The organism is Psychrobacillus sp. FSL K6-2365 (genome assembly GCF_038003165.1).
Taxonomy (GTDB): domain Bacteria; phylum Bacillota; class Bacilli; order Bacillales_A; family Planococcaceae; genus Psychrobacillus; species Psychrobacillus psychrodurans.
Window position 1 is genome coordinate 505,542 of sequence record NZ_JBBOOO010000001.1, and the last position, 18,569, is coordinate 524,110.

General features: G+C 36.2%; 18 protein-coding genes. 13 read left to right on the forward strand and 5 right to left on the reverse strand.

Annotated features, from left to right (window positions below):
• Window positions 1-61: 61 nt before the first annotated feature.
• From MKY29_RS02475 to MKY29_RS02485, 3 genes are all read left to right on the forward strand, one after another.
• Window positions 62-829, forward strand: a complete 768-nt coding sequence (locus MKY29_RS02475) for an ABC transporter ATP-binding protein (RefSeq protein WP_340878884.1) — start codon at window positions 62-64, stop codon at window positions 827-829.
• A complete protein-coding gene (locus MKY29_RS02480) occupies window positions 816-2,738 on the forward strand; it encodes an ABC transporter permease (protein ID WP_340878885.1) in 1,923 nt (640 codons plus the stop codon). The genes MKY29_RS02475 and MKY29_RS02480 overlap by 14 nt, the downstream gene beginning before the upstream one ends.
• 115 nt (window positions 2,739-2,853) lie before the next feature.
• Complete coding sequence (locus MKY29_RS02485; protein WP_090564841.1) at window positions 2,854-4,749, forward strand: PrkA family serine protein kinase; 1,896 nt, start codon at window positions 2,854-2,856, stop codon at window positions 4,747-4,749.
• A 446-nt stretch (window positions 4,750-5,195) separates the two neighbouring features.
• Here MKY29_RS02485 and MKY29_RS02490 read toward each other — a convergent pair whose 3' ends face one another.
• Complete coding sequence (locus MKY29_RS02490; protein ID WP_340878886.1) at window positions 5,196-5,453, reverse strand: hypothetical protein; 258 nt, start codon at window positions 5,451-5,453, stop codon at window positions 5,196-5,198.
• Window positions 5,454-5,585: 132 nt separating this feature from the next.
• Between MKY29_RS02490 and MKY29_RS02495 the strand changes: the two genes are divergently transcribed.
• From MKY29_RS02495 to MKY29_RS02505, 3 genes are all read left to right on the forward strand, one after another.
• A protein-coding gene (locus MKY29_RS02495) for an IS3 family transposase (protein ID WP_340878887.1) occupies window positions 5,586-6,919 on the forward strand; the annotation gives its coding sequence in 2 pieces (ribosomal slippage) (window positions 5,586-5,973 and window positions 5,973-6,919; 1,335 coding nt in all).
• Window positions 6,920-7,069: 150 nt separating this feature from the next.
• Window positions 7,070-8,227, forward strand: a complete 1,158-nt coding sequence (gene yhbH / locus MKY29_RS02500) for a sporulation protein YhbH (protein WP_340878888.1) — start codon at window positions 7,070-7,072, stop codon at window positions 8,225-8,227.
• On the forward strand, window positions 8,227-9,621 hold the full coding sequence (locus MKY29_RS02505; protein WP_090564836.1) for a SpoVR family protein: 1,395 nt from the start codon (window positions 8,227-8,229) through the stop codon (window positions 9,619-9,621). The genes yhbH and MKY29_RS02505 overlap by 1 nt, the downstream gene beginning before the upstream one ends.
• A 151-nt stretch (window positions 9,622-9,772) precedes the next feature.
• Here the strand turns inward: MKY29_RS02505 and MKY29_RS02510 are convergent, their stop codons facing one another.
• Window positions 9,773-10,144, reverse strand: coding sequence for a winged helix-turn-helix transcriptional regulator (locus MKY29_RS02510; RefSeq protein ID WP_090564834.1), 372 nt, complete (start codon window positions 10,142-10,144; stop codon window positions 9,773-9,775).
• 185 nt (window positions 10,145-10,329) lie between these two features.
• Here MKY29_RS02510 and MKY29_RS02515 point away from each other — a divergent pair, with 185 nt between their 5' ends.
• Both MKY29_RS02515 and MKY29_RS02520 read left to right on the forward strand, forming a co-directional pair.
• Window positions 10,330-11,520: an MFS transporter gene (locus MKY29_RS02515; protein ID WP_340878889.1), complete on the forward strand. Its 1,191-nt coding sequence runs from the start codon at window positions 10,330-10,332 to the stop codon at window positions 11,518-11,520.
• Between the two features lie 17 nt (window positions 11,521-11,537).
• The gene (locus MKY29_RS02520; RefSeq protein ID WP_340878890.1) at window positions 11,538-12,377 is read left to right on the forward strand and encodes an aldo/keto reductase; all 840 of its coding nucleotides are present in this window, start codon (window positions 11,538-11,540) and stop codon (window positions 12,375-12,377) included.
• 196 nt (window positions 12,378-12,573) lie between these two features.
• Here the strand turns inward: MKY29_RS02520 and MKY29_RS02525 are convergent, their stop codons facing one another.
• Both MKY29_RS02525 and MKY29_RS02530 read right to left on the reverse strand, forming a co-directional pair.
• The gene (locus tag MKY29_RS02525) at window positions 12,574-12,699 is read right to left on the reverse strand and encodes a YjcZ family sporulation protein (protein ID WP_093493546.1); all 126 of its coding nucleotides are present in this window, start codon (window positions 12,697-12,699) and stop codon (window positions 12,574-12,576) included.
• Between the two features lie 211 nt (window positions 12,700-12,910).
• Window positions 12,911-13,789 (reverse strand): SDR family oxidoreductase, encoded by an 879-nt coding sequence (locus MKY29_RS02530; protein ID WP_245402384.1) that lies wholly within the window; start codon window positions 13,787-13,789, stop codon window positions 12,911-12,913.
• A 164-nt stretch (window positions 13,790-13,953) separates the two neighbouring features.
• Between MKY29_RS02530 and MKY29_RS02535 the strand changes: the two genes are divergently transcribed.
• The 5 genes from MKY29_RS02535 to MKY29_RS02555 all read left to right on the forward strand — a co-directional run bounded on the left by MKY29_RS02535 (window position 13,954) and on the right by MKY29_RS02555 (window position 17,608).
• Window positions 13,954-14,670 (forward strand): gamma-glutamyl-gamma-aminobutyrate hydrolase family protein, encoded by a 717-nt coding sequence (locus MKY29_RS02535; RefSeq protein WP_090564823.1) that lies wholly within the window; start codon window positions 13,954-13,956, stop codon window positions 14,668-14,670.
• A 68-nt stretch (window positions 14,671-14,738) separates the two neighbouring features.
• Entirely contained in the window at window positions 14,739-15,824 is a 1,086-nt protein-coding gene (locus tag MKY29_RS02540; RefSeq protein ID WP_340878891.1) for a threonine aldolase family protein, read from the forward strand.
• Between the two features lie 56 nt (window positions 15,825-15,880).
• Entirely contained in the window at window positions 15,881-16,060 is a 180-nt protein-coding gene (locus tag MKY29_RS02545; RefSeq protein ID WP_093493552.1) for a hypothetical protein, read from the forward strand.
• A 185-nt stretch (window positions 16,061-16,245) separates the two neighbouring features.
• Complete coding sequence (locus tag MKY29_RS02550; protein WP_090564817.1) at window positions 16,246-17,118, forward strand: patatin-like phospholipase family protein; 873 nt, start codon at window positions 16,246-16,248, stop codon at window positions 17,116-17,118.
• A gap of 70 nt (window positions 17,119-17,188) precedes the next feature.
• Window positions 17,189-17,608, forward strand: a complete 420-nt coding sequence (locus tag MKY29_RS02555) for a pyridoxamine 5'-phosphate oxidase family protein (protein ID WP_093493554.1) — start codon at window positions 17,189-17,191, stop codon at window positions 17,606-17,608.
• 34 nt (window positions 17,609-17,642) lie between these two features.
• Here the strand turns inward: MKY29_RS02555 and MKY29_RS02560 are convergent, their stop codons facing one another.
• Window positions 17,643-18,494, reverse strand: a complete 852-nt coding sequence (locus tag MKY29_RS02560) for an EcsC family protein (RefSeq protein ID WP_241597361.1) — start codon at window positions 18,492-18,494, stop codon at window positions 17,643-17,645.
• Between the last annotated feature and the right edge of the window lie 75 nt (window positions 18,495-18,569).

The following is an 18,569-nucleotide window of genomic DNA, read 5'->3' on the forward strand; positions in this document are numbered from 1 at the left end:
TAGCTTATTATAAAATGAAATCAGAAACAGATGTTGAAAGTACGGAGGGGAGAGCGGAATATTGAAACAGATAGTAAAAGCAAGAAACATAAAAAAAACATATGGAGCAAGAGGAAATCTATTTACTGCTTTAGATGAAATAGATATAACTGTACAGGAAGGTGAATTTGTTGGAGTCATGGGTCCCTCAGGAGCAGGTAAATCCACGCTATTAAATGTGCTAGCTACAATTGATGAACCAACTTCTGGAGAAATTACAATTGATGGATTTAGTATTTTAAATATGAATGAGGAGCAATTATCCAACTTTAGAAGAGATAAATTAGGATTCATCTTTCAGGATTACAATTTGCTAGACACGTTAACGGTTAAAGAGAATATTTTACTTCCGTTAGCATTAGCAAAAATAGATGTTATCAAACTGGAAGAACGGGTTGAAGCGGTAGCGGAAAAGTTTGGAATTACCGCAATTTTAGATAAGTATCCATATCAAATTTCAGGGGGACAAAAACAGAGAACCGCTGCTTCTCGTGCCATTGTTACGAAACCAAGCTTATTGTTAGCAGATGAACCAACAGGTGCATTGGATTCCAAGTCAGCAACTGATTTACTGGAAAGCTTGAAGGAATTAAGCGAGCAGGAACAAGCAACAATTCTAATGGTTACTCATGATGCCTATGCGGCAAGTTATTGTGGGCGTGTAATATTTATTAAAGACGGTAAGTTATTTACAGAGCTTGTAAAAGGGAAGTCATCACGAAAAGAATTTTTTCAAAAAGTGTTAGATGTGCTATCCGCACTTGGAGGCGGTACAAATGACATTATTTGATTTGGCGAAGAAAAATATTCAAGGGAACTTCAGTAATTACTCGGTTTACTTCCTATCAATGGTTTTTAGTATAATCATTTATTTTACTTTTGTATCCCTCCAATACAATGAAAAAATACAACAAAGTATCTTATTATCAAATACGATGAACTTTTTATTTATGGCATCCTCTCTGTTGCTATTATTGTTTGTCGCTGTATTTATTCTCTATTCGAATTCCTTTTTTACACGAAATCGCAAAAGAGAAGTTGGGTTATACTCCTTGCTAGGGTTAAAAAAGAAAACAATCGGAAAAATGCTTTTTTATGAAAATTTTCTAATGGGTATGTTGGCTTTAGTTGTTGGAATCATATTCGGAACACTGCTCTCTAAGCTATTTACTATGATTTTAGTCAAACTGATGGGATCTAGTGCAGAGATTGAGTTTGGGATATCCATAGAAGCGGTTGGTCAAACAATTTTAGTGTTTTTGATAATTATTATCATCACTTCTATTCAAGGATATCGGTTGATCTATCGTTTTAAATTGGTCGAGCTGTTTCATGCGGCGAAAAAAGGAGAGCTGACACCAAAAGTATCAATTGGCTCTACAGTTCTTGGACTATTATTGTTAGTGGTTAGTTACTGGCTTATTTTAAGATCCTTCCCGGAAAAATTAACGGAAGGATACATATTTGCCAATTATGGAATAGCGTTAGTCTCTATGGTGATTGGAACACATTTGTTTTTCAGTTCCGTTGTTATCTCTCTTTTAAAATTGTACAAACGAAATAAGGGACGTTACTACAAAGGGACGAACTTAATAGGTACATCTCAATTATTACATCGAATTCAAGGCAATGCACGTACATTTACAATGATTGCATTATTAAGTGCAGTGACAATCAGTCTCTTTGGAGCAGCTTATAGTGGATACTATGGGAATGAAAAGAATTCCTTTGAAATGGTACCTTTTAGCTATTCCCACCAGTCAAAAGGAGATGAGTTCGACGATCAAATAGAAGGTCTTATACAGGCTGATAAAGAACATCCGATAACTGCTAAAGTGGAACTTCCTATTGTGGAGGTAGAAGGACAACTGACTTTTACATTTAGCTACGAAGCTACCGCCATGAAGTTGCTTCCTGAGAAAGCATATAATGAAGTGGTAAAAGCGTTACAGACAGGTGAGTTCGTGTCCTTATCAGAAGATGAGGCTATAGCCATTAAACCAAGGCTAACTGAGTATAATTCCTCTCTTTTTAAAGGTGAACAATTGCACCTATCAGACGAAATGCATGAGCTTACATTTGTAGACATGCTAGAAGGTAGTGTGCTGCCCTTTGATTATCCAGATTTTTATATCATTGTGAGTGACGAATTTTTTACGGAAATCGCAAACGATATCAAGCCTAAATTATATAAGGTATATGAAGTAGAAGGGGAAAAATCGACAGCGGTAACCTCTGAGAAAATCAATCAATTGGTTGGTAAGGAAGATTTTCAGGTGTATCCATCATTTTATACTGAATATAAGGAAGGAAAAGAAGGTAATGCGCTAACTCTATTCATTTTTGGTTTTCTTGGGCTTGTATTTTTAGCTGCAACAGGAAGTATTATATATTTTAAACAGTTAACAGAAGCCAATGAAACAAAAACAAGCTATGAAATCCTACGGAAAATAGGTGTAAATAAAAGAGCGGTTCGTAACACCATTCATATGCAAACTCTATTTATATTTGGATTGCCACTAACGGTTGGCATCGTTCATAGTAGTGTAATATTAAATTTTATAAGTAACTTTATATCCGATCTTATTGGAGCAAATGTAATAGTTCCAATCGTGACAGCAATGGCTGCCTTTATAGTCATATATATCGGATATTATATTCTAACAGTCCACACATACAATAAAATAGCGAACAAATAATAATGAAAGCATCTCTGGATTTCTCAAGGGATGCTTTATTCGTGTAAAGAAAAAGGTATCATAATTTCTAAAACTTCATACTATGTATAAATAACTCCCATGAATGGAGGGAAACATGGACATTTTAAACAAAGTAAGAAATTATCGAGAAGAAGAGAACCAGCTCAAGTGGGAAGGTACGTTTGAAGAATTTTTAGCGATTGTGAAGGAACGTCCAGAGGTTGCCCAAACGGCACACGCACGGGTTTATAGCATGATAAAAAATGCTGGACTTACTGAGCAAGATAACAAAAAACAATATACTTTTTTTGAAAATGAGATTTTCGGGTTAGAAGAATCATTAGAGCGATTAGTAGAAGAATATTTCCATCCTGCAGCCAGAAGATTAGATGTACGAAAACGAATTTTGTTATTGATGGGGCCAGTAAGTGGAGGGAAGTCGACTATTGTAACACTACTTAAACGAGGATTTGAACAATATTCTCGTACAGACGAAGGTGCGGTATACGCTATAAAAGGTTGTCCAATGCATGAAGATCCACTGCATTTAATCCCCCAGCATTTACGGGAAGATTTCTTTGCTGAATATGGAATTCGTATTGAAGGTAGTTTGTCACCTTTAAACTCGATGAGGCTTGAGAAAGAGTACGGCGGTCGAGTCGAGGATGTAATAGTGGAGCGTATTTTCTTTTCAGAAGACAAACGAGTAGGTATTGGGACGTTCACACCTTCCGATCCTAAATCTCAAGATATCGCTGACTTAACGGGTTCTATAGACTTCTCTACAATAGCGGAATATGGCTCAGAATCAGATCCTCGTGCTTACCGTTTTGATGGAGAGTTGAATAAGGCAAATCGTGGAATGATGGAGTTCCAAGAAATGTTGAAACTGGATGAAAAATTTCTTTGGCATTTACTATCATTAACACAGGAAGGAAACTTTAAGGCTGGACGCTTTGCATTAATCAGTGCGGATGAATTGATCGTAGCCCATACCAATGAAACAGAATACCGGTCATTTATAGCCAATAAAAAGAATGAAGCATTACATTCTCGTATTATTGTTATGCCAATTCCTTATAATCTAAAGGTAAGTCAGGAAGAACGCATTTATGAAAAGATGATTAGGGAAAGTGATATGACACATGTGCATATTGCTCCACATGCATTAAGGGCAGCTGCATTTTTCTCCGTACTAACGCGACTTGAGATACCCAAAAAATCAGGAATAGATCTCGTCAAAAAAATGCGACTATATGATGGCGAAAATGTGGAAGGCTTTAATGACATCGATGTGGAGGAATTGAAGAAAGAGTCCCAAAATGAAGGAATGAATGGAATTGATCCACGTTATGTGATCAACCGTATTTCCTCTGCGATAATTCGAAAGGAAGTTCCCTCGATTAATGCACTAGACGTGTTACGTTCTTTAAAAGAGGGGCTTGATCAGCATGCATCCATCTCAGATGAAGACAAAGAAAAATACATGAATTATATAGCAATTGCTCGCAAAGAATACGATGAAATTGCAAAGAAAGAAGTACAAAAAGCATTTGTCTACTCATATGAAGAGTCCGCAATTACATTGATGAATAATTATTTGGATAACGTCGAGGCATTTTGCAATAAAAACAAAATGAGAGATCCATTGACTGGTGAAGAGATGAACCCAGATGAGAAACTGATGCGCTCCATTGAGGAACAAATTGGCATTTCTGAAAATGCGAAAAAAGCATTCCGTGAAGAAATACTCATCCGATTATCGGCATACGCAAGAAAAGGAAAACGTTTTGAATATAATTCGCATGAGCGCCTACGTGAAGCCATCCAAAAGAAATTATTTGCAGATTTAAAGGATGTCGTGAAAATAACGACTTCAGCGAAGACACCAGATGAAGCGCATCTGAAAAAAGTAAATGAAGTTGTGGCAAGATTAATAGACGAACATGGATACAACTCTACGTCAGCCAATGAGCTATTGAAATATGTTGGTAGTTTACTTAATCGATAGACGCAGATGAAGGATAAATAACAAAGAGGAAACTAATAAGGAATAATAGTTTTTTGGAGAATAGAATCTTTTTAGTGATACTACTGATTTCCGTTTCAGGTGGACGCTTTCCGAGGGGTGAGCGATGAGCCATCACCGTCTCTAGTGCGTCGCTGTGATACTCAACTGTCTCACTCATCCCGCCGGAGTCGCTAACTGTAACGAATATCAATATATGTGTAGTACTAAACATTATGAGTTAGCAAAGCCAAACGCTAAGACGATAATATTAGTCAAAGTTATTTAAGGATAGACCCGTCTGCCCGATTAGGTATACTATTTTACAATGAAAGAAGAAAGTGGATTTTCTTTTATCTGAGCCCATTTCATTTTTACTTATTTGAAGATAGAACATGTATATTTGAGTCGATTTCATAATTACTTGTTTCATTTAAAAATACTAATGTTTACTTAATATCGAATATATTATTCGTTTTTTTAAAAGCAATCCTGTTGATTGGAGTGGCAGGCGGCGACTCCAGCGGGAACAGCGCGAGCGGAAGACTCTGTACTGAGAGGTAGAGAAAATCTTTTTTGCGACGAGCTTTGCGCAGGAGCAAGCGAAGCGACTGAAGCCGTGCCCACGGAAAGCGTCCGCCCTTCGCTACAATCAACGGCATATCTACGTTTCTGTTCTTAAAGGACCAGGCATGTCTTTTGCCCAACTATTCTTTTTCTTTTAAAAAAGGCAATTCCAAAACCTAAACTGTACCCTATAAGATAGACACTTTAAAAAAGGTCATCTTATAGGGTCTTTTTGTTTATAATGAAAAAAACAGTATTCGGAGCGATAAATTATGACTAAAAATTATTTAACACCTAACCAACAAAAAGAACTAAAAAAGAATCCATATGTAAAAGCTGTAAGCAATAAAGCGATTACGTACACAGATGAATTTAAACGATTATTTATTACTGAAAATGAATTTGGGAAGTTTCCGCGTGAAATTTTTGAAGATGCAGGATTTGATATCGAAATGATAGGGATGACACGCATTCATAAAGCGGCAGCTCGATGGAAAACAGCATACCAAAACCAAGGAATTACTGGGTTAGAAGATTCTCGGAAATATAGTTCTGGTCGCCCACTTGAACGAGAACTAAGTCTCGAGGAAAAGTATGCACGATTAGAAGCGAAGACTCGATTACTTGAGGCAGAGAACGAACTCCTAAAAAAGCTCGATTTACTCGAAAGGCAGATGGTGAAGAAGAAATAAAAATTGCGCCAGAATTAAAATTCGAACTCATTAACCAGATTATTAAAAAGTATGAGTTAAAGCGTATGGTAAGTTATCTTTGCGAGGTAATGGATGTATCTCGATCAGGTTTCTACAATTACTTTGATGAAAAATCCATTCAAAAACGTGCAATTAGAGGCGGTTCGGACGAGGTGGTGAAAAACATCATTTTAAAGGCGTATCATTTCCGAGGACGCAAAAAAGGAGCACGCCAAATTAAAATGACACTCCAAAACCAGTACCAGATTACATATAACTTAAAACGTATTCGCCGCATTATGAAGAAATTTGAGATTGTTTGTCCAATTCGAAAAGCGAATCCCTATCGCCGCATGGCGAAAGCAACAAAAGAACATCGCACATGCCCGAACGAATTGCAGCGCAACTTTAAACAAGGGTTGGCTGGAAAAGTGTTATTAACGGATATCACATATTTAAACTACAGAAGCGGAAAGCGTGCTTATTTATCCACGATTAAAGACGCAGAGACGAATGAAATTTTAGCGTATGAAGTCTCAGATAAAATTACATTAGACATCGCATTAGATACACTTCACCAATTAAGACGTCGTCATTCACATATTCGAAATGATGCCTTTATTCATTCGGATCAGGGATTTCATTACACAAATCCGACCTATCAAAAATTAGTGAAAAAGATGAATCTTGGACAGTCAATGTCACGCCGTGGAAACTGTTGGGACAATGCTCCACAAGAATCATTCTTTGGGCATTTTAAAGATGAAACAAATATAAAAGAATGCGAAACATTAGAAGAAGTAAAACAAGAAGTGAAGTGTTATATGATATATTACAATTATTATAGAGGCCAATGGAATTTAAAAAAGCTGCCGCCTGCAAAATACAGACAGCAGCTTCAACAAGTTGCCTAACCTTTTTCAAAATGTCCTTTACAAAGGGTACAGTTTAACCGATTATTCGGTATTTGGATGCCTTTTTTCTTATCAGTTTATTTTTCGTTTACATCTGCAATAAGAATGACAAACGGGCATATGATAAAAAATAGGTAGGTGTTGAGAAAAATGGAGAATAAAGAAGCAAAACAATTTGTCGTTTCTCAGGAAAACTGGTCTTTGCATCGAAAGGGACACCAAGACCAACAGCGGCATATGGAGAAAGTAAAGGAAGCGATTCAAAACAACTTGCCCGATTTAATCAGTGAAGAAAATATCATTATGTCTAATGGACGAGAAGTCATTAAAATCCCGATTCGCTCACTAGATGAATATAAAATTAGGTATAACTATGATTCATCAAAGCATGTTGGGCAAGGTGATGGGGATAGTCAAGTAGGAGATGTTATTGCAAAAGGTTCAGGAGATGAACAAGGAAAAGCAGGGCAAGGGAAACAAGCTGGTGATCAAGCAGGTCAGGATTACTATGAAGCAGAGATATCTATTGGAGAAATAGAGACAGAGCTTTTCAACCAAATGGAGCTCCCTAATTTAGAAGAAAAGGAACAGGCAGAAATTACAACCGAACATATTACGTTCAATGATATACGAAAAAAAGGTCTAATGGGCAATATTGATAAAAAGCGAACTATCATGACCGCTATTAAGCGAAATGCAATGAAAGGGAAGGCAGAGATAATGCCTATTCACCAAGATGACTTGCGCTTTAAAACATGGGATGAAGTAGTAAAACCAGAGTCGAAAGCGGTAGTTTTAGCGATGATGGATACAAGTGGATCGATGGGGAACTTTGAAAAGTATTGTGCAAGAAGCTTTTTCTTCTGGATGACAAGGTTTTTACGCTCCCAGTATGAAACGGTGGAAATTGAATTTATTGCCCACCATACAGAAGCAAAGGTTGTAACGGAAGAAGCGTTTTTTTCAAAAGGAGAAAGTGGAGGTACGATTTGCTCCTCGGCATACATGAAAGCACTAGAGCTTATTCAAGAGAAGTATAGTCCCTCTCGTTATAATATATATCCTGTCCATTTTTCGGATGGTGAAAATATGACGAGTGATAATGCCAAGTGTATTCAACTTGTGAACGAACTAATGGCAGTATCCAGTATTTTTGGCTACGGTGAGGTAAACGCCCATAGCAGATATTCCACATTAATGAACACCTATAAAAAAATTGAAAATCCAAAGTTTAGGTACTATGTATTGAAAGAAAATCAAGACGTTTATGAAGCACTGAAGAGTATTTTTCAAAAGGGAGTCAAGTAATGGAGAGAAAACTACAACATGCCATTGGGGAAATTACCGAAATTGCCACAGCATTCGGCCTCGATACGTATCCGATGAGGTACGAAATATGCCCCGCGGATATCATTTATACATTCGGTGCGTACGGCATGCCTACACGTTTTGCCCATTGGAGTTTTGGAAAACAATTTCATAAGATGAAAATGCAATATGATTTTGGACTAAGCCAAATTTATGAATTAGTAATTAATTCAGATCCTTGCTATGCATTTTTATTGGACACAAATAGTCTCATACAAAATAAGCTTATTATTGCACATGTACTCGCTCATTGTGACTTCTTCAAACATAATGTTCGTTTCTCTAATACACGAAGAGATATGGTGGAAAGTATGACAGCGACCGCCGAACGAATTGCAGCATATGAAATGCTTTATGGAAAAGAAGAGGTTGAGAGCTTTTTAGATGCGGTATTAGCTATCCAAGAGCACATCGACCCATCCATTATGAGACCTAAATTACCAGTTTATGAGGATGAGGGAGAAGAAGAGGTCGTAAAAAAAACAGATTATGATGATTTATGGAATTTGGATCGTAGAGAAAATAAAACAAGATTGGTTCTTCCTTATAGAAAAAAATTTCCTCCAAAACCCGAAAAAGACCTACTCCTTTTTATAGAGGAATACAGCAGTGAGTTAGAGGAGTGGCAACGAGATATTTTAACAATGATGCGAGAGGAAATGCTCTACTTTTGGCCACAATTGGAAACAAAAATTATGAACGAAGGCTGGGCTTCCTATTGGCACCAACGAATACTAAGAGAAATGGATTTAACGAGTGATGAAACAATCGAATTTGCCAAATTGAATGCGAATGTCGTTCAACCTTCCAAAACTGGCATTAATCCATATTATTTAGGTGTGAAAATTTTCGAGGATATAGAAATGAGATATAATAATCCAACAAAGGAAATGAAGGAGTTAGGAATAGAACCTAATTCTGGCAGAGAAAAAATGTTTGAAGTAAGAGAAATAGAATCAGATATATCTTTTATTCGTAATTACTTAACAAAGGACTTAGTGAAAAAGGAAGATTTATATTTATTTGAGAAAAAGAATGGCAACTATGAAATAACTGATAAGGATTATGAAAATGTCCGTGATCAGCTCGTGTCGATGCGAGTGAATGGAAGCTTTCCTTATATTGTAGTAGAAAATGGGGACTATATGAGGCTTGGAGAGTTGTATTTACATCATGGGTATGAAGGTACAGAACTAGATCCTCACTATTTGGAAAATGTTCTCCCATATATTCACCAATTATGGGGGCGAACAATTCATATGGAAACTGTAGTCGACGGAAAACAGGTTTTATATACATTTGATGGAAAAAAAGTATCTAAAATGAATATGTAAGATAAAAACGAGATTCTCTATATAGAGAATCTCGTTTTTATAAAAAGAATTTTCGAATCAGAAGGCTACTTTCTGCAAAGGGTCTGTGATTCTCCTAAGGGATTCTCTACTTGGACGCAATATTCACGTTAGAGAAGAGTGCTTTGCATTTTTATTTCAAGTTTTCGTTCAAGATGCTATTCTCTAATACAGAAAATTTATCTCCATACACTTTTGTAATATGCACTTCTCCCCATGTACAGAGCGCACTTAATATACTTTCAAGGCTTGAACCATATTCGCTCAGTTCATATTCTACTTTGGGTGGTACTTGGTTATAGACAATTCTGTTTATAACACCATCTTCCTCTAATTCTCTTAGTTGTTGTGTCAACATTTTCTGAGTGATGTCAGGCATAAGTCGTTTCAATTCACTCGTTCGCTTTTTTCCGTGTGTTAAATGACATAATATGACACATTTCCACTTACCACCAATAACTTCCAATGTTGCTTCTACAGATATATTATACTTCTTTTGTTTCATACTATTTCTCCTTTTATAGGTACTAAAAAGTATCTATATAACTTTATGGTGCCTATATTACTTTAAAGTGCGTACTTTTCTTTTGGGTGACTATGAACCATAATAACATTTGCCGGCAGAATTACAATATGTTTTGGTCTCATGGACTATATTTATACAGAATTCGAAAGAAAGGTCGAGAAATAATGACTTCAGATAAAAAAAGAAGTAATTTTGCATTACTAGCATTAGCAGTAAGCGCATTTGCAATAGGAACGACAGAATTTGTTAGTGTTGGATTGTTACCGCTAATATCAAACGATTTGGATATATCACTAACTACAGCTGGACTAACCGTTTCCTTATATGCGCTAGGTGTAACAATAGGTGCACCAGTATTAACATCACTTACTTCTAGGATGCCACGTAAATCCTTACTACTATGGATAATGATAGTTTTTATTATAGGTAATGGAATTGCTGCTGGAGCAACTAGTGTAACAGTGCTTTTAATTGCACGTATCATTTCTGCATTTTCACATGGTGTTTTTATGTCCATCGGTTCGACAATAGCTGCTGACTTAGTGCCAGAAGATAAAAGAGCAAGTGCAATTTCTATAATGTTTACAGGATTAACCGTGGCAACTATTACAGGTGTCCCTTTTGGTACTTTCCTTGGGCAACAGTTCGGTTGGCGTTTCGCCTTTGTGGCAATTGTCGTTATAGGAATAGTAGGATTTATAGCAAATAGCATACTTATTCCATCTGATTTACGGAAAGGCACACGGACCTCGTTAAAAGATCAAGTAAAGCTTGTTACAAATGGTAGATTATTATTGGTTTTAATAATTACAGCACTTGGTTATGGAGGGACATTTGTCGTGTTCACGTATTTATCACCATTACTACAGTCTGTAACGGGATTCAAACAAGGAACTATCGCAGTAATTTTACTTATTTATGGGATTGCAATTGCAATTGGAAATATGATTGGCGGGAAGCTTTCGGATAAAAACCCGATTTGCTCACTCTTTTATATGTTTATAATACAAGCAATTGTACTGTTTCTATTAACATTTACAGCTCCTTTTAAAGTAGCAGGGTTAATAACCATCATTTTAATGGGGTTATTTGCATTTATGAATGTTCCAGGACTGCAAGTATATGTAGTAATGCTAGCAGAGCGATTTGTACCAAGTGCAGTTGACGTTGCTTCTGCAATGAATATAGCTGCTTTTAACGCTGGTATTGCGGTTGGATCTTATTTAGGAGGATTTGTTGCTGCTTCTCTCGGCCTCATCCACACTGCTTGGATTGGAGCGATAATGGTTATGCTTGCAGCTATCTTAACCGGTATTAGTCGAATGCTAGAGAGAAAAGACCAACACAATAATTAATATTGGAGGAATTAAAAATGAAAAATTTAAAATCTACAAAAACATTACACAATGGTGTAGAAATGCCTTTGTTAGGACTCGGGGTATTTAGAGTTGAGGATGGACAAGAATTAATAGACGCAGTGAAAATTGCTATTAAACATGGATACCGTAGCTTCGATACAGCAGCCATTTATGGAAATGAAGTCGGAGTGGGACAAGGAATCCGAAAAGGTATAGAAGAAGGAAATGTTGCTAGAGAGGAGCTTTTTATAACCTCGAAAGTATGGAACTCCGAGTTGGGTTATGAAGAAACGATTGCTGCCTATGAAGAAAGCTTGGCAAAACTTGGTCTAGAATATTTAGATTTATACTTAATTCATTGGCCGGTAGAAGGCAAATTTAAAGAAGCATGGAAAGCTCTAGAAACACTTTACAAGGAGGGGCGTGTAAAAGCGATTGGTGTAAGTAATTTTCAAATCCACCACCTAGAGGAGTTAATGATGGATGCTGAAATTAATCCTATGGTAAACCAAGTGGAGTATCATCCGCGTTTGATACAAAAAGAGTTACAAAAATTCTGTAAGGAACAAAACATTCAATTAGAGGCGTGGTCTCCATTAATGGCGGGACAGTTGCTTGATAATGAAGAACTTCAAGAAATAGCATCTAGGCATGGAAAGACTGTAGCTCAAGTTATTGTGCGCTGGGACCTCCAAAACGATGTTATTACAATTCCAAAATCTACGATAGAACATCGCATTATAGAAAATACAGAGGTGTTTGATTTTGAGTTAACAAAAGAGGACATGGATCAAATTAATCAATTGAATAAAAATCACCGAGTAGGGCCAGATCCAGATAACTTTGATTTTTAATTTAATATAATTTGCAATAAAAAACGAGATTCTTCCTTTATAGAATCTCGTCTTTTGCATATACAATTATAGTTGATTTAGTTAAACATCTTGCGATTATCCAAGTGGAAATAGCGATTTGAAGTCCTCTACTTGCGGTTTAATAGGTGCATCTAGCGATTTGAAGCAACTAATTTGCGATTTGCAACTATTCGAATTAGTAACCGCCACCGTAACCATCAACAAAAGCAGCTCCCACAATAATAAGCAAAATAAATAACACGACAATCAGAGTAAAACCAGAACCATAACCGTATCCACTAACACCATCATTTCCTGACATATTAATCATCCCTTCTTTCTTTAAGATATTATTAGAGTATTAATAAATTTAAATAATATCAGGGCTTCAAGGTAAAAAAATATTTGGAAATAAATGAACTGTAATTATAGATGTGTAAAATAAAGAAGAATATGCTCAGAGAAAAAACTCTGAGCATATTCTTTATTTTACAATCAACAGCTAATATCAGCGCTGAATTTAAAATTCCTAATTAAGACCCTACAAAATCTCCACCATCTACATGAATCGTTTGGCCGGTCATATAACTGGAATCAGTGGATGCTAAAAATACATAAGATGGTGCATTTTCCGCAGGCTGTCCACGACGACCGATTGGCGTATTTGCACCATGCTGTTTCACTTTCTCTTTATCAAATGTAGCGGGTATAAGTGGCGTCCAAATAGGACCAGGTGCCACTGCGTTTACCCTAATACCTTTTTCGATTAAGTTCAATGCCAAGGAACGCGTGAAGGTGGTTATTGCTCCTTTTGTGGCAGAGTAATCGATTAGCTCAGGTGAACCATTGTAGGCTGTGATAGAAGAAGTATTGATGATAGTATCGCCTTTTTTCATATGTGGAAGTGCAGCTTGGGATAAGTAAAACATGGAAAAAATATTAGTTGAGAAGGTTTCTTGCAATTGGTCTGGTGAGATTGCTAGAAAATCCTGTGTTGGGAACTGCTTACCAGCATTATTAACTAACACATTCAGTTGCCCAAATTCCTGAATCACTTGCTCCACTGCTTGTTGACAGTTTTCATCATCGCTCAAATCGGTTTTGATTGCTAATGCTTTTCCACCATACTTTTCTATAAGCGTTGTAGTTTTTTCTGCATCTTGTTGCTCATTTTCATCTAAATAGACAATAGCAACATTTGCACCTTCCTTAGCAAATGCAACAGAAACTGCGCGTCCTATTCCACTATCTCCACCTGTAACTAAGGCAACTTTTCCAGTTAATTTGCCTGATCCTTTATAATTTTGGTCATCAAAAATAGGCTGTGGAGTCATTTCCTCTTCGATACCTGGTTGCTGTTGCTGTGTTTGACCTAGAACTTTTTTGTCTAGTTCTTCATATTTATCTGCCATTATGAATTCCTCCTTTAACTTGATTGTTACATTTATTCCCTAGATACATAAAAACAAACGTAAAACTCTTCATTTGTCCGAATAGTCCGTTACGTTTCTGGAAATTTATAAGTGGGTATATATAGAAAGAATATACTTATGAAAAGAGAAGAGAGAGAAAATAAATGAAACCAATAATAGGGATCACAACAGAAGTTCTTGAGGATGGATGTTATTTTATGCCGCCAGTTTATGCAAATGCGATTATACAAGCCGGCGGAATTCCAATATTAATCCCTCTAGTACCAGAGGAAGACATAGATGAATTGAGTATACGGTTAGATGGACTTTTTGTTACAGGAGGAGAGGATATTGATCCAGGTTATTACAACGAAGTTCCTCATGTGCACTTAAAGCAGATTACACCCCAATTAGACGAAATGGAATATAAGCTTATTCAAAAAATGTTGGATTTAGATAAACCTTATATTGGGGTATGTCGTGGTTTACATATGTTAAATATTGTACAGGGCGGATCGCTTTACCAATCCATTCATTCACAGCGGGAAGAACCAGTAATGCAACATTTACAAAAGGCAATTCGAACGCATAGATCGCATCCTGTAAAACTGAAAAAGGATAACCGACTTTACGATTTTCTGCAGGAAGAAGAATTTAAAGTAAATTCATTTCATCACCAAGCAGTCAATAAAGTAGGCAGAGGTTTAGAAATAATTGCAAAAGCAGCAGATGGAATCATTGAATGTCTAGAAAGTAAGGACCATAGTTTCGTATTTGGCTTTCAATGGCACCCAGAAGAATTTGCTATTGATGGTGACGAGCCTTCAAAGCGTATTTTTAAAGCCTATATAGATGCAGCTATAGAACGCAAGAATAAATAATACCAATAATTTGCCTCTTGGAGTGTTAAAATAAATAGATAATTCCTAAATATCAGGAGGCAGAGAATATGACTGAAAGTATTTCTTTAGTGGAAGCGTTTAAACAAACTCAGTATCAAGTAGCTGGAAATGGAAAAAGAAATATGCAAGTTATAAAAGAAGTCTTTGAACAGGTAGATGGACAGCAAGAAAGCGATATATACGGAAAAGGACAAATCATTGAGTCTTTTCAAGAGAAAATGGCTACGTATTTAGGAAAAGAGTCTGCCGTATTCTTCCCAAGTGGTACAATGGCTCAACAAATAGCCTTACGAATTTGGTGCGACGAAAAAGGGGTTAAGAAAGTAGCGTACCATCCACTAAGCCATTTAGAAATACATGAAGAAGATGGTTTAAAGGAATTGCATCATATTGATACAGTTTTACTTGGTGATGAAGCAGGCTTAATAGGATTAGAGGATGTCCTGAATTTAGATCAAGATATAGCCTGTCTATTATTAGAACTGCCTCAGCGAGAAATTGGGGGACAGCTCCCTGACTACAAAACTATTGTAGAAATCTCCGAGTATTGTAAAGCAAACGGGATTCGATTGCATTTAGACGGAGCAAGACTTTTTGAAATTCTTCCGTATTATCAGAAATCTGCAGCTGAAATTTGTGGTCTTTTTGATAGTGTGTATATTTCGTTTTATAAAGGAATTGGAGGACTAGCCGGAGCTATTCTTGCAGGAGACAAAGAGTTTACACAACAATCGAAAGTCTGGAAGCGTCGTCATGGTGGAGATTTAATAAGTCTGTATCCGTATATCTTAAGCTCTAGTTATTACTTTGATAAGAGAATATCAAAAATGGAGCTATACTATGAAAATGCAATAGAGTTAGCGATGCTATTTAATTCATGCCCTTCCATCCAAACTAAACCTACTGTTCCCGTATCTAACATGTTCCATGTACACATAACTCGACCAAAGGAGCAGTTAGAAGCAGTACTTAAAGAAGTTTACTACAAAACTGGAGTAGGTTTGACTAGTTATCTCAAAGTGACAAACCAATCTACTTATAGTTTTGAGGTGAGTATTGGAGATCAATACAATTCCATACCAAAAGATAAATTAGAAGAAGTGTTTCAATTACTTCAAGTTAAGCTTAAATAATTGATGAATAAAACCTAATAACTTACACAAGTTATTCTTCATGGAGGTGAAATTTCATGTCGAAGAAAAATAACAGTAACAAGAGTAACTCATTAGACCGTGAAGAATATGGATTCGGATATGATGTCAGTCCAGATGATTTAGATGTCTACGTACAAAACAATAATGCTCAGAAAAAAAATAATAACGAAAATAAAACCAATGCCAATCGCAATAAAAATAAGAACGAATGTTAAAAGAATTGAAGTTTTAATAAACCCATATACAAAACGATAGAATTGTTTTGTATATGGGTTTTTTTATTTTTATAAAATATATCATTCTTTAATTTTACTACGAAAACAAAATCAACTTTTGGAGTTCTATTTTTCCCCTTTGTTTCTTACAGTGTAACAACAGCTAGAAAAAAGGGGATGTTCATTTGTTAATAGATGGAGTTTTTTCAGGAGGTGGACTTAAGGGCTTTGCATTGGTTGGTGCCCATCAAGTATTAGAGGAAAAAGGATATAAATTCAAGCGAGTAGCTGGCACTAGTGCAGGAGCGATTCTTGCTAGTTTCATTGCGGCTGGTTTTACTAGTAAAGAAATAGAAGAATTATTGAACGAACTAGATACATTAGCGCTTTTAGATCCTCGGAATACAATTCTGCCATTTCCATTAATGAAATGGATAAATCTATATTGGCGGCTAGGATTATATCAAGGAAAGGCACTCGAAAACTGGTTTCTAGAAAAGCTTGCTTTGAAAGGAGTATATACCTTTTCAGACATCGAGCAAGGTTCACTAAAGTTAGTAGCTTCAGACCTTACGAACGGTAAAATAATGGTAATTCCTGATGATTTAGAGCGTTATGGGATATCAGCATCTAGTTTTCCGATAGCGCGAGCTCTCCGTATGAGCTGCGGAATCCCATTTTTCTTTGAACCCGTTAAATTAAAAGTTACTTCATCTGATACGATTATTGTCGATGGTGGTGTGTTAAGTAATTTTCCTATGTGGATTTTTGACAATGGTAACAAAGAGAGACCGATACTAGGCTTAAAACTAAGTAGCAAATCAGAAGACAGGGAACCTCGCAAAATAAAAAATGGATTAAATTTATTTGAAGCACTATTCTCAACAATGAAAAATGCCCACGACGAAAGATATATTTCACGGAAAATTGAAAAGAACATAATTTTTATTCCAGTGGAGGATTACGAGGCAACACAGTTTGATTTGAGCGATGAAATAAAACACGAATTACTAGAAAAGGGTAGAAATCGTGCCACTCAATTTTTAAAAACGTGGTAAGTAAAATGTTTAATTCGAGCAGACAAAGGAATAATAAGAAAGAGGATACAATCGAAGGAGAGGATCATTCATGGCAAATAATGCAAAAGAAGAAGCACTAAAAATTTTAGAGAAAAATATGGTTGGTACCATGGCGACAGTACAACAGAATAAACCACATTCCCGATATATGACTTTTTTTAACGATAACCTTACTCTGTATACAGCAACAAGTAAAAAAACACATAAAGCGGAAGAACTTAAGCAAAATCCCAATACACATATACTATTAGGCTATGATGGGCATGGGTTTGGCGACAGCTTTTTAGAAATTGAGGGGACTGTCATCGAATCAGATGATGAAGCAATGAAAGAAAAAGTATGGAACAAAGCGCTAAAAGGTTGGTTTGAAGGTCCTGAAGATCCAGATTTGTTAATCTTAAAAGTTACGCCTACAAAAATCCGAGTGATGAATACAAAAGGAGAAGAACCTCAAGTTGTAGAACTCTAAAGTCCTTCTCTGTATTTCGGAGACCTTTCTGATGTTAAGTTAGGTCTCTTTTACTGCTGATTTTAAAAGTATCTAGCATAAGATCACTACTTTCTTCGTTTAATCTCTCTATAATTCTTCTTTTACGATAAAGCATCATTCCAGCCTCAGCAATATCATGGATTGCTGAACGGTTAATAAAAGCCCCAAAAACAAGACCTGCAATTGGAATCATTTGAAATAGCTTTTTCCAGCCAAACTGGTCTCTATAAGACAATACCACTTCACGCCAGCCCTGTATCTCCGATAATACCTCTCGCTTTGTCTCTTCATCTTGTTTGTCAAACTTAGATAGCTGAGATAAAATAGCTTGTTTTCCGACAATATCTGAGGAAATAAATTGAAGAGATTTGATAATAAATAATCTTTCCTTTTTGTCATTCGGATCATAACCATAACAAATGGCAATATCCTGTAACGTTTTCAGCTGTAGACCTAATAGGAAAGGGATATCAATGGATAATGTAAAGATACCTCCAATACCTGTCCCGGCACCTTGAACGGTAGCTAGGTTTTTTCTATTTTTCGCTATTCCTGTTACTGCATTGTCCATAGTAGCAATGGGTAATCGGTTGACTTCTTCTATATTTTCAATTCCCATGGTTGGATAATATGATCTGATCTTCGATGTTGAACTTAAATAGCTGCCACCTGTTTGGACATATTGTCCAAGCTCATCGATTAACGATCCCATTTTTGATTGAATAAATTTTGGAGTCCATTTATCCATTATTTTAAAAGGCAATCTACCGATTTTCTCCCAAAACCATAGGTCACCCTGATCTTTCTCCCAAGCTTCTACTTTTATTAACTCAGTATGTAACCATTCTTGTGAATCTAACATCATTAAATCACCTCTTTTTACTAATACGTCCATTCATCAAAATAGTTTCATTCTATCATTTTCTACTGTTTAAAATAC

What these genes read in the sequence shown, in the direction of transcription:
- MKY29_RS02510 (WP_090564834.1), bottom strand. Translation starts at nt 10,144, where the DNA reads ATGAAACAAAAGAAGTATAATATATCTGTAGAAGCAACATTGGAAGTT.
- MKY29_RS02535 (WP_090564823.1), top strand. Translation starts at nt 13,954, where the DNA reads ATGAAACCAATAATAGGGATCACAACAGAAGTTCTTGAGGATGGATGT.
- MKY29_RS02545 (WP_093493552.1), top strand. Translation starts at nt 15,881, where the DNA reads ATGTCGAAGAAAAATAACAGTAACAAGAGTAACTCATTAGACCGTGAA.
- MKY29_RS02520 (WP_340878890.1), top strand. Translation starts at nt 11,538, where the DNA reads ATGAAAAATTTAAAATCTACAAAAACATTACACAATGGTGTAGAAATG.
- MKY29_RS02485 (WP_090564841.1), top strand. Translation starts at nt 2,854, where the DNA reads ATGGACATTTTAAACAAAGTAAGAAATTATCGAGAAGAAGAGAACCAG.
- yhbH (WP_340878888.1), top strand. Translation starts at nt 7,070, where the DNA reads ATGGAGAATAAAGAAGCAAAACAATTTGTCGTTTCTCAGGAAAACTGG.
- MKY29_RS02515 (WP_340878889.1), top strand. Translation starts at nt 10,330, where the DNA reads ATGACTTCAGATAAAAAAAGAAGTAATTTTGCATTACTAGCATTAGCA.
- MKY29_RS02525 (WP_093493546.1), bottom strand. Translation starts at nt 12,699, where the DNA reads ATGTCAGGAAATGATGGTGTTAGTGGATACGGTTATGGTTCTGGTTTT.
- MKY29_RS02530 (WP_245402384.1), bottom strand. Translation starts at nt 13,789, where the DNA reads ATGGCAGATAAATATGAAGAACTAGACAAAAAAGTTCTAGGTCAAACA.
- MKY29_RS02560 (WP_241597361.1), bottom strand. Translation starts at nt 18,494, where the DNA reads ATGATGTTAGATTCACAAGAATGGTTACATACTGAGTTAATAAAAGTA.
- MKY29_RS02555 (WP_093493554.1), top strand. Translation starts at nt 17,189, where the DNA reads ATGGCAAATAATGCAAAAGAAGAAGCACTAAAAATTTTAGAGAAAAAT.
- MKY29_RS02540 (WP_340878891.1), top strand. Translation starts at nt 14,739, where the DNA reads ATGACTGAAAGTATTTCTTTAGTGGAAGCGTTTAAACAAACTCAGTAT.
- MKY29_RS02505 (WP_090564836.1), top strand. Translation starts at nt 8,227, where the DNA reads ATGGAGAGAAAACTACAACATGCCATTGGGGAAATTACCGAAATTGCC.
- MKY29_RS02480 (WP_340878885.1), top strand. Translation starts at nt 816, where the DNA reads ATGACATTATTTGATTTGGCGAAGAAAAATATTCAAGGGAACTTCAGT.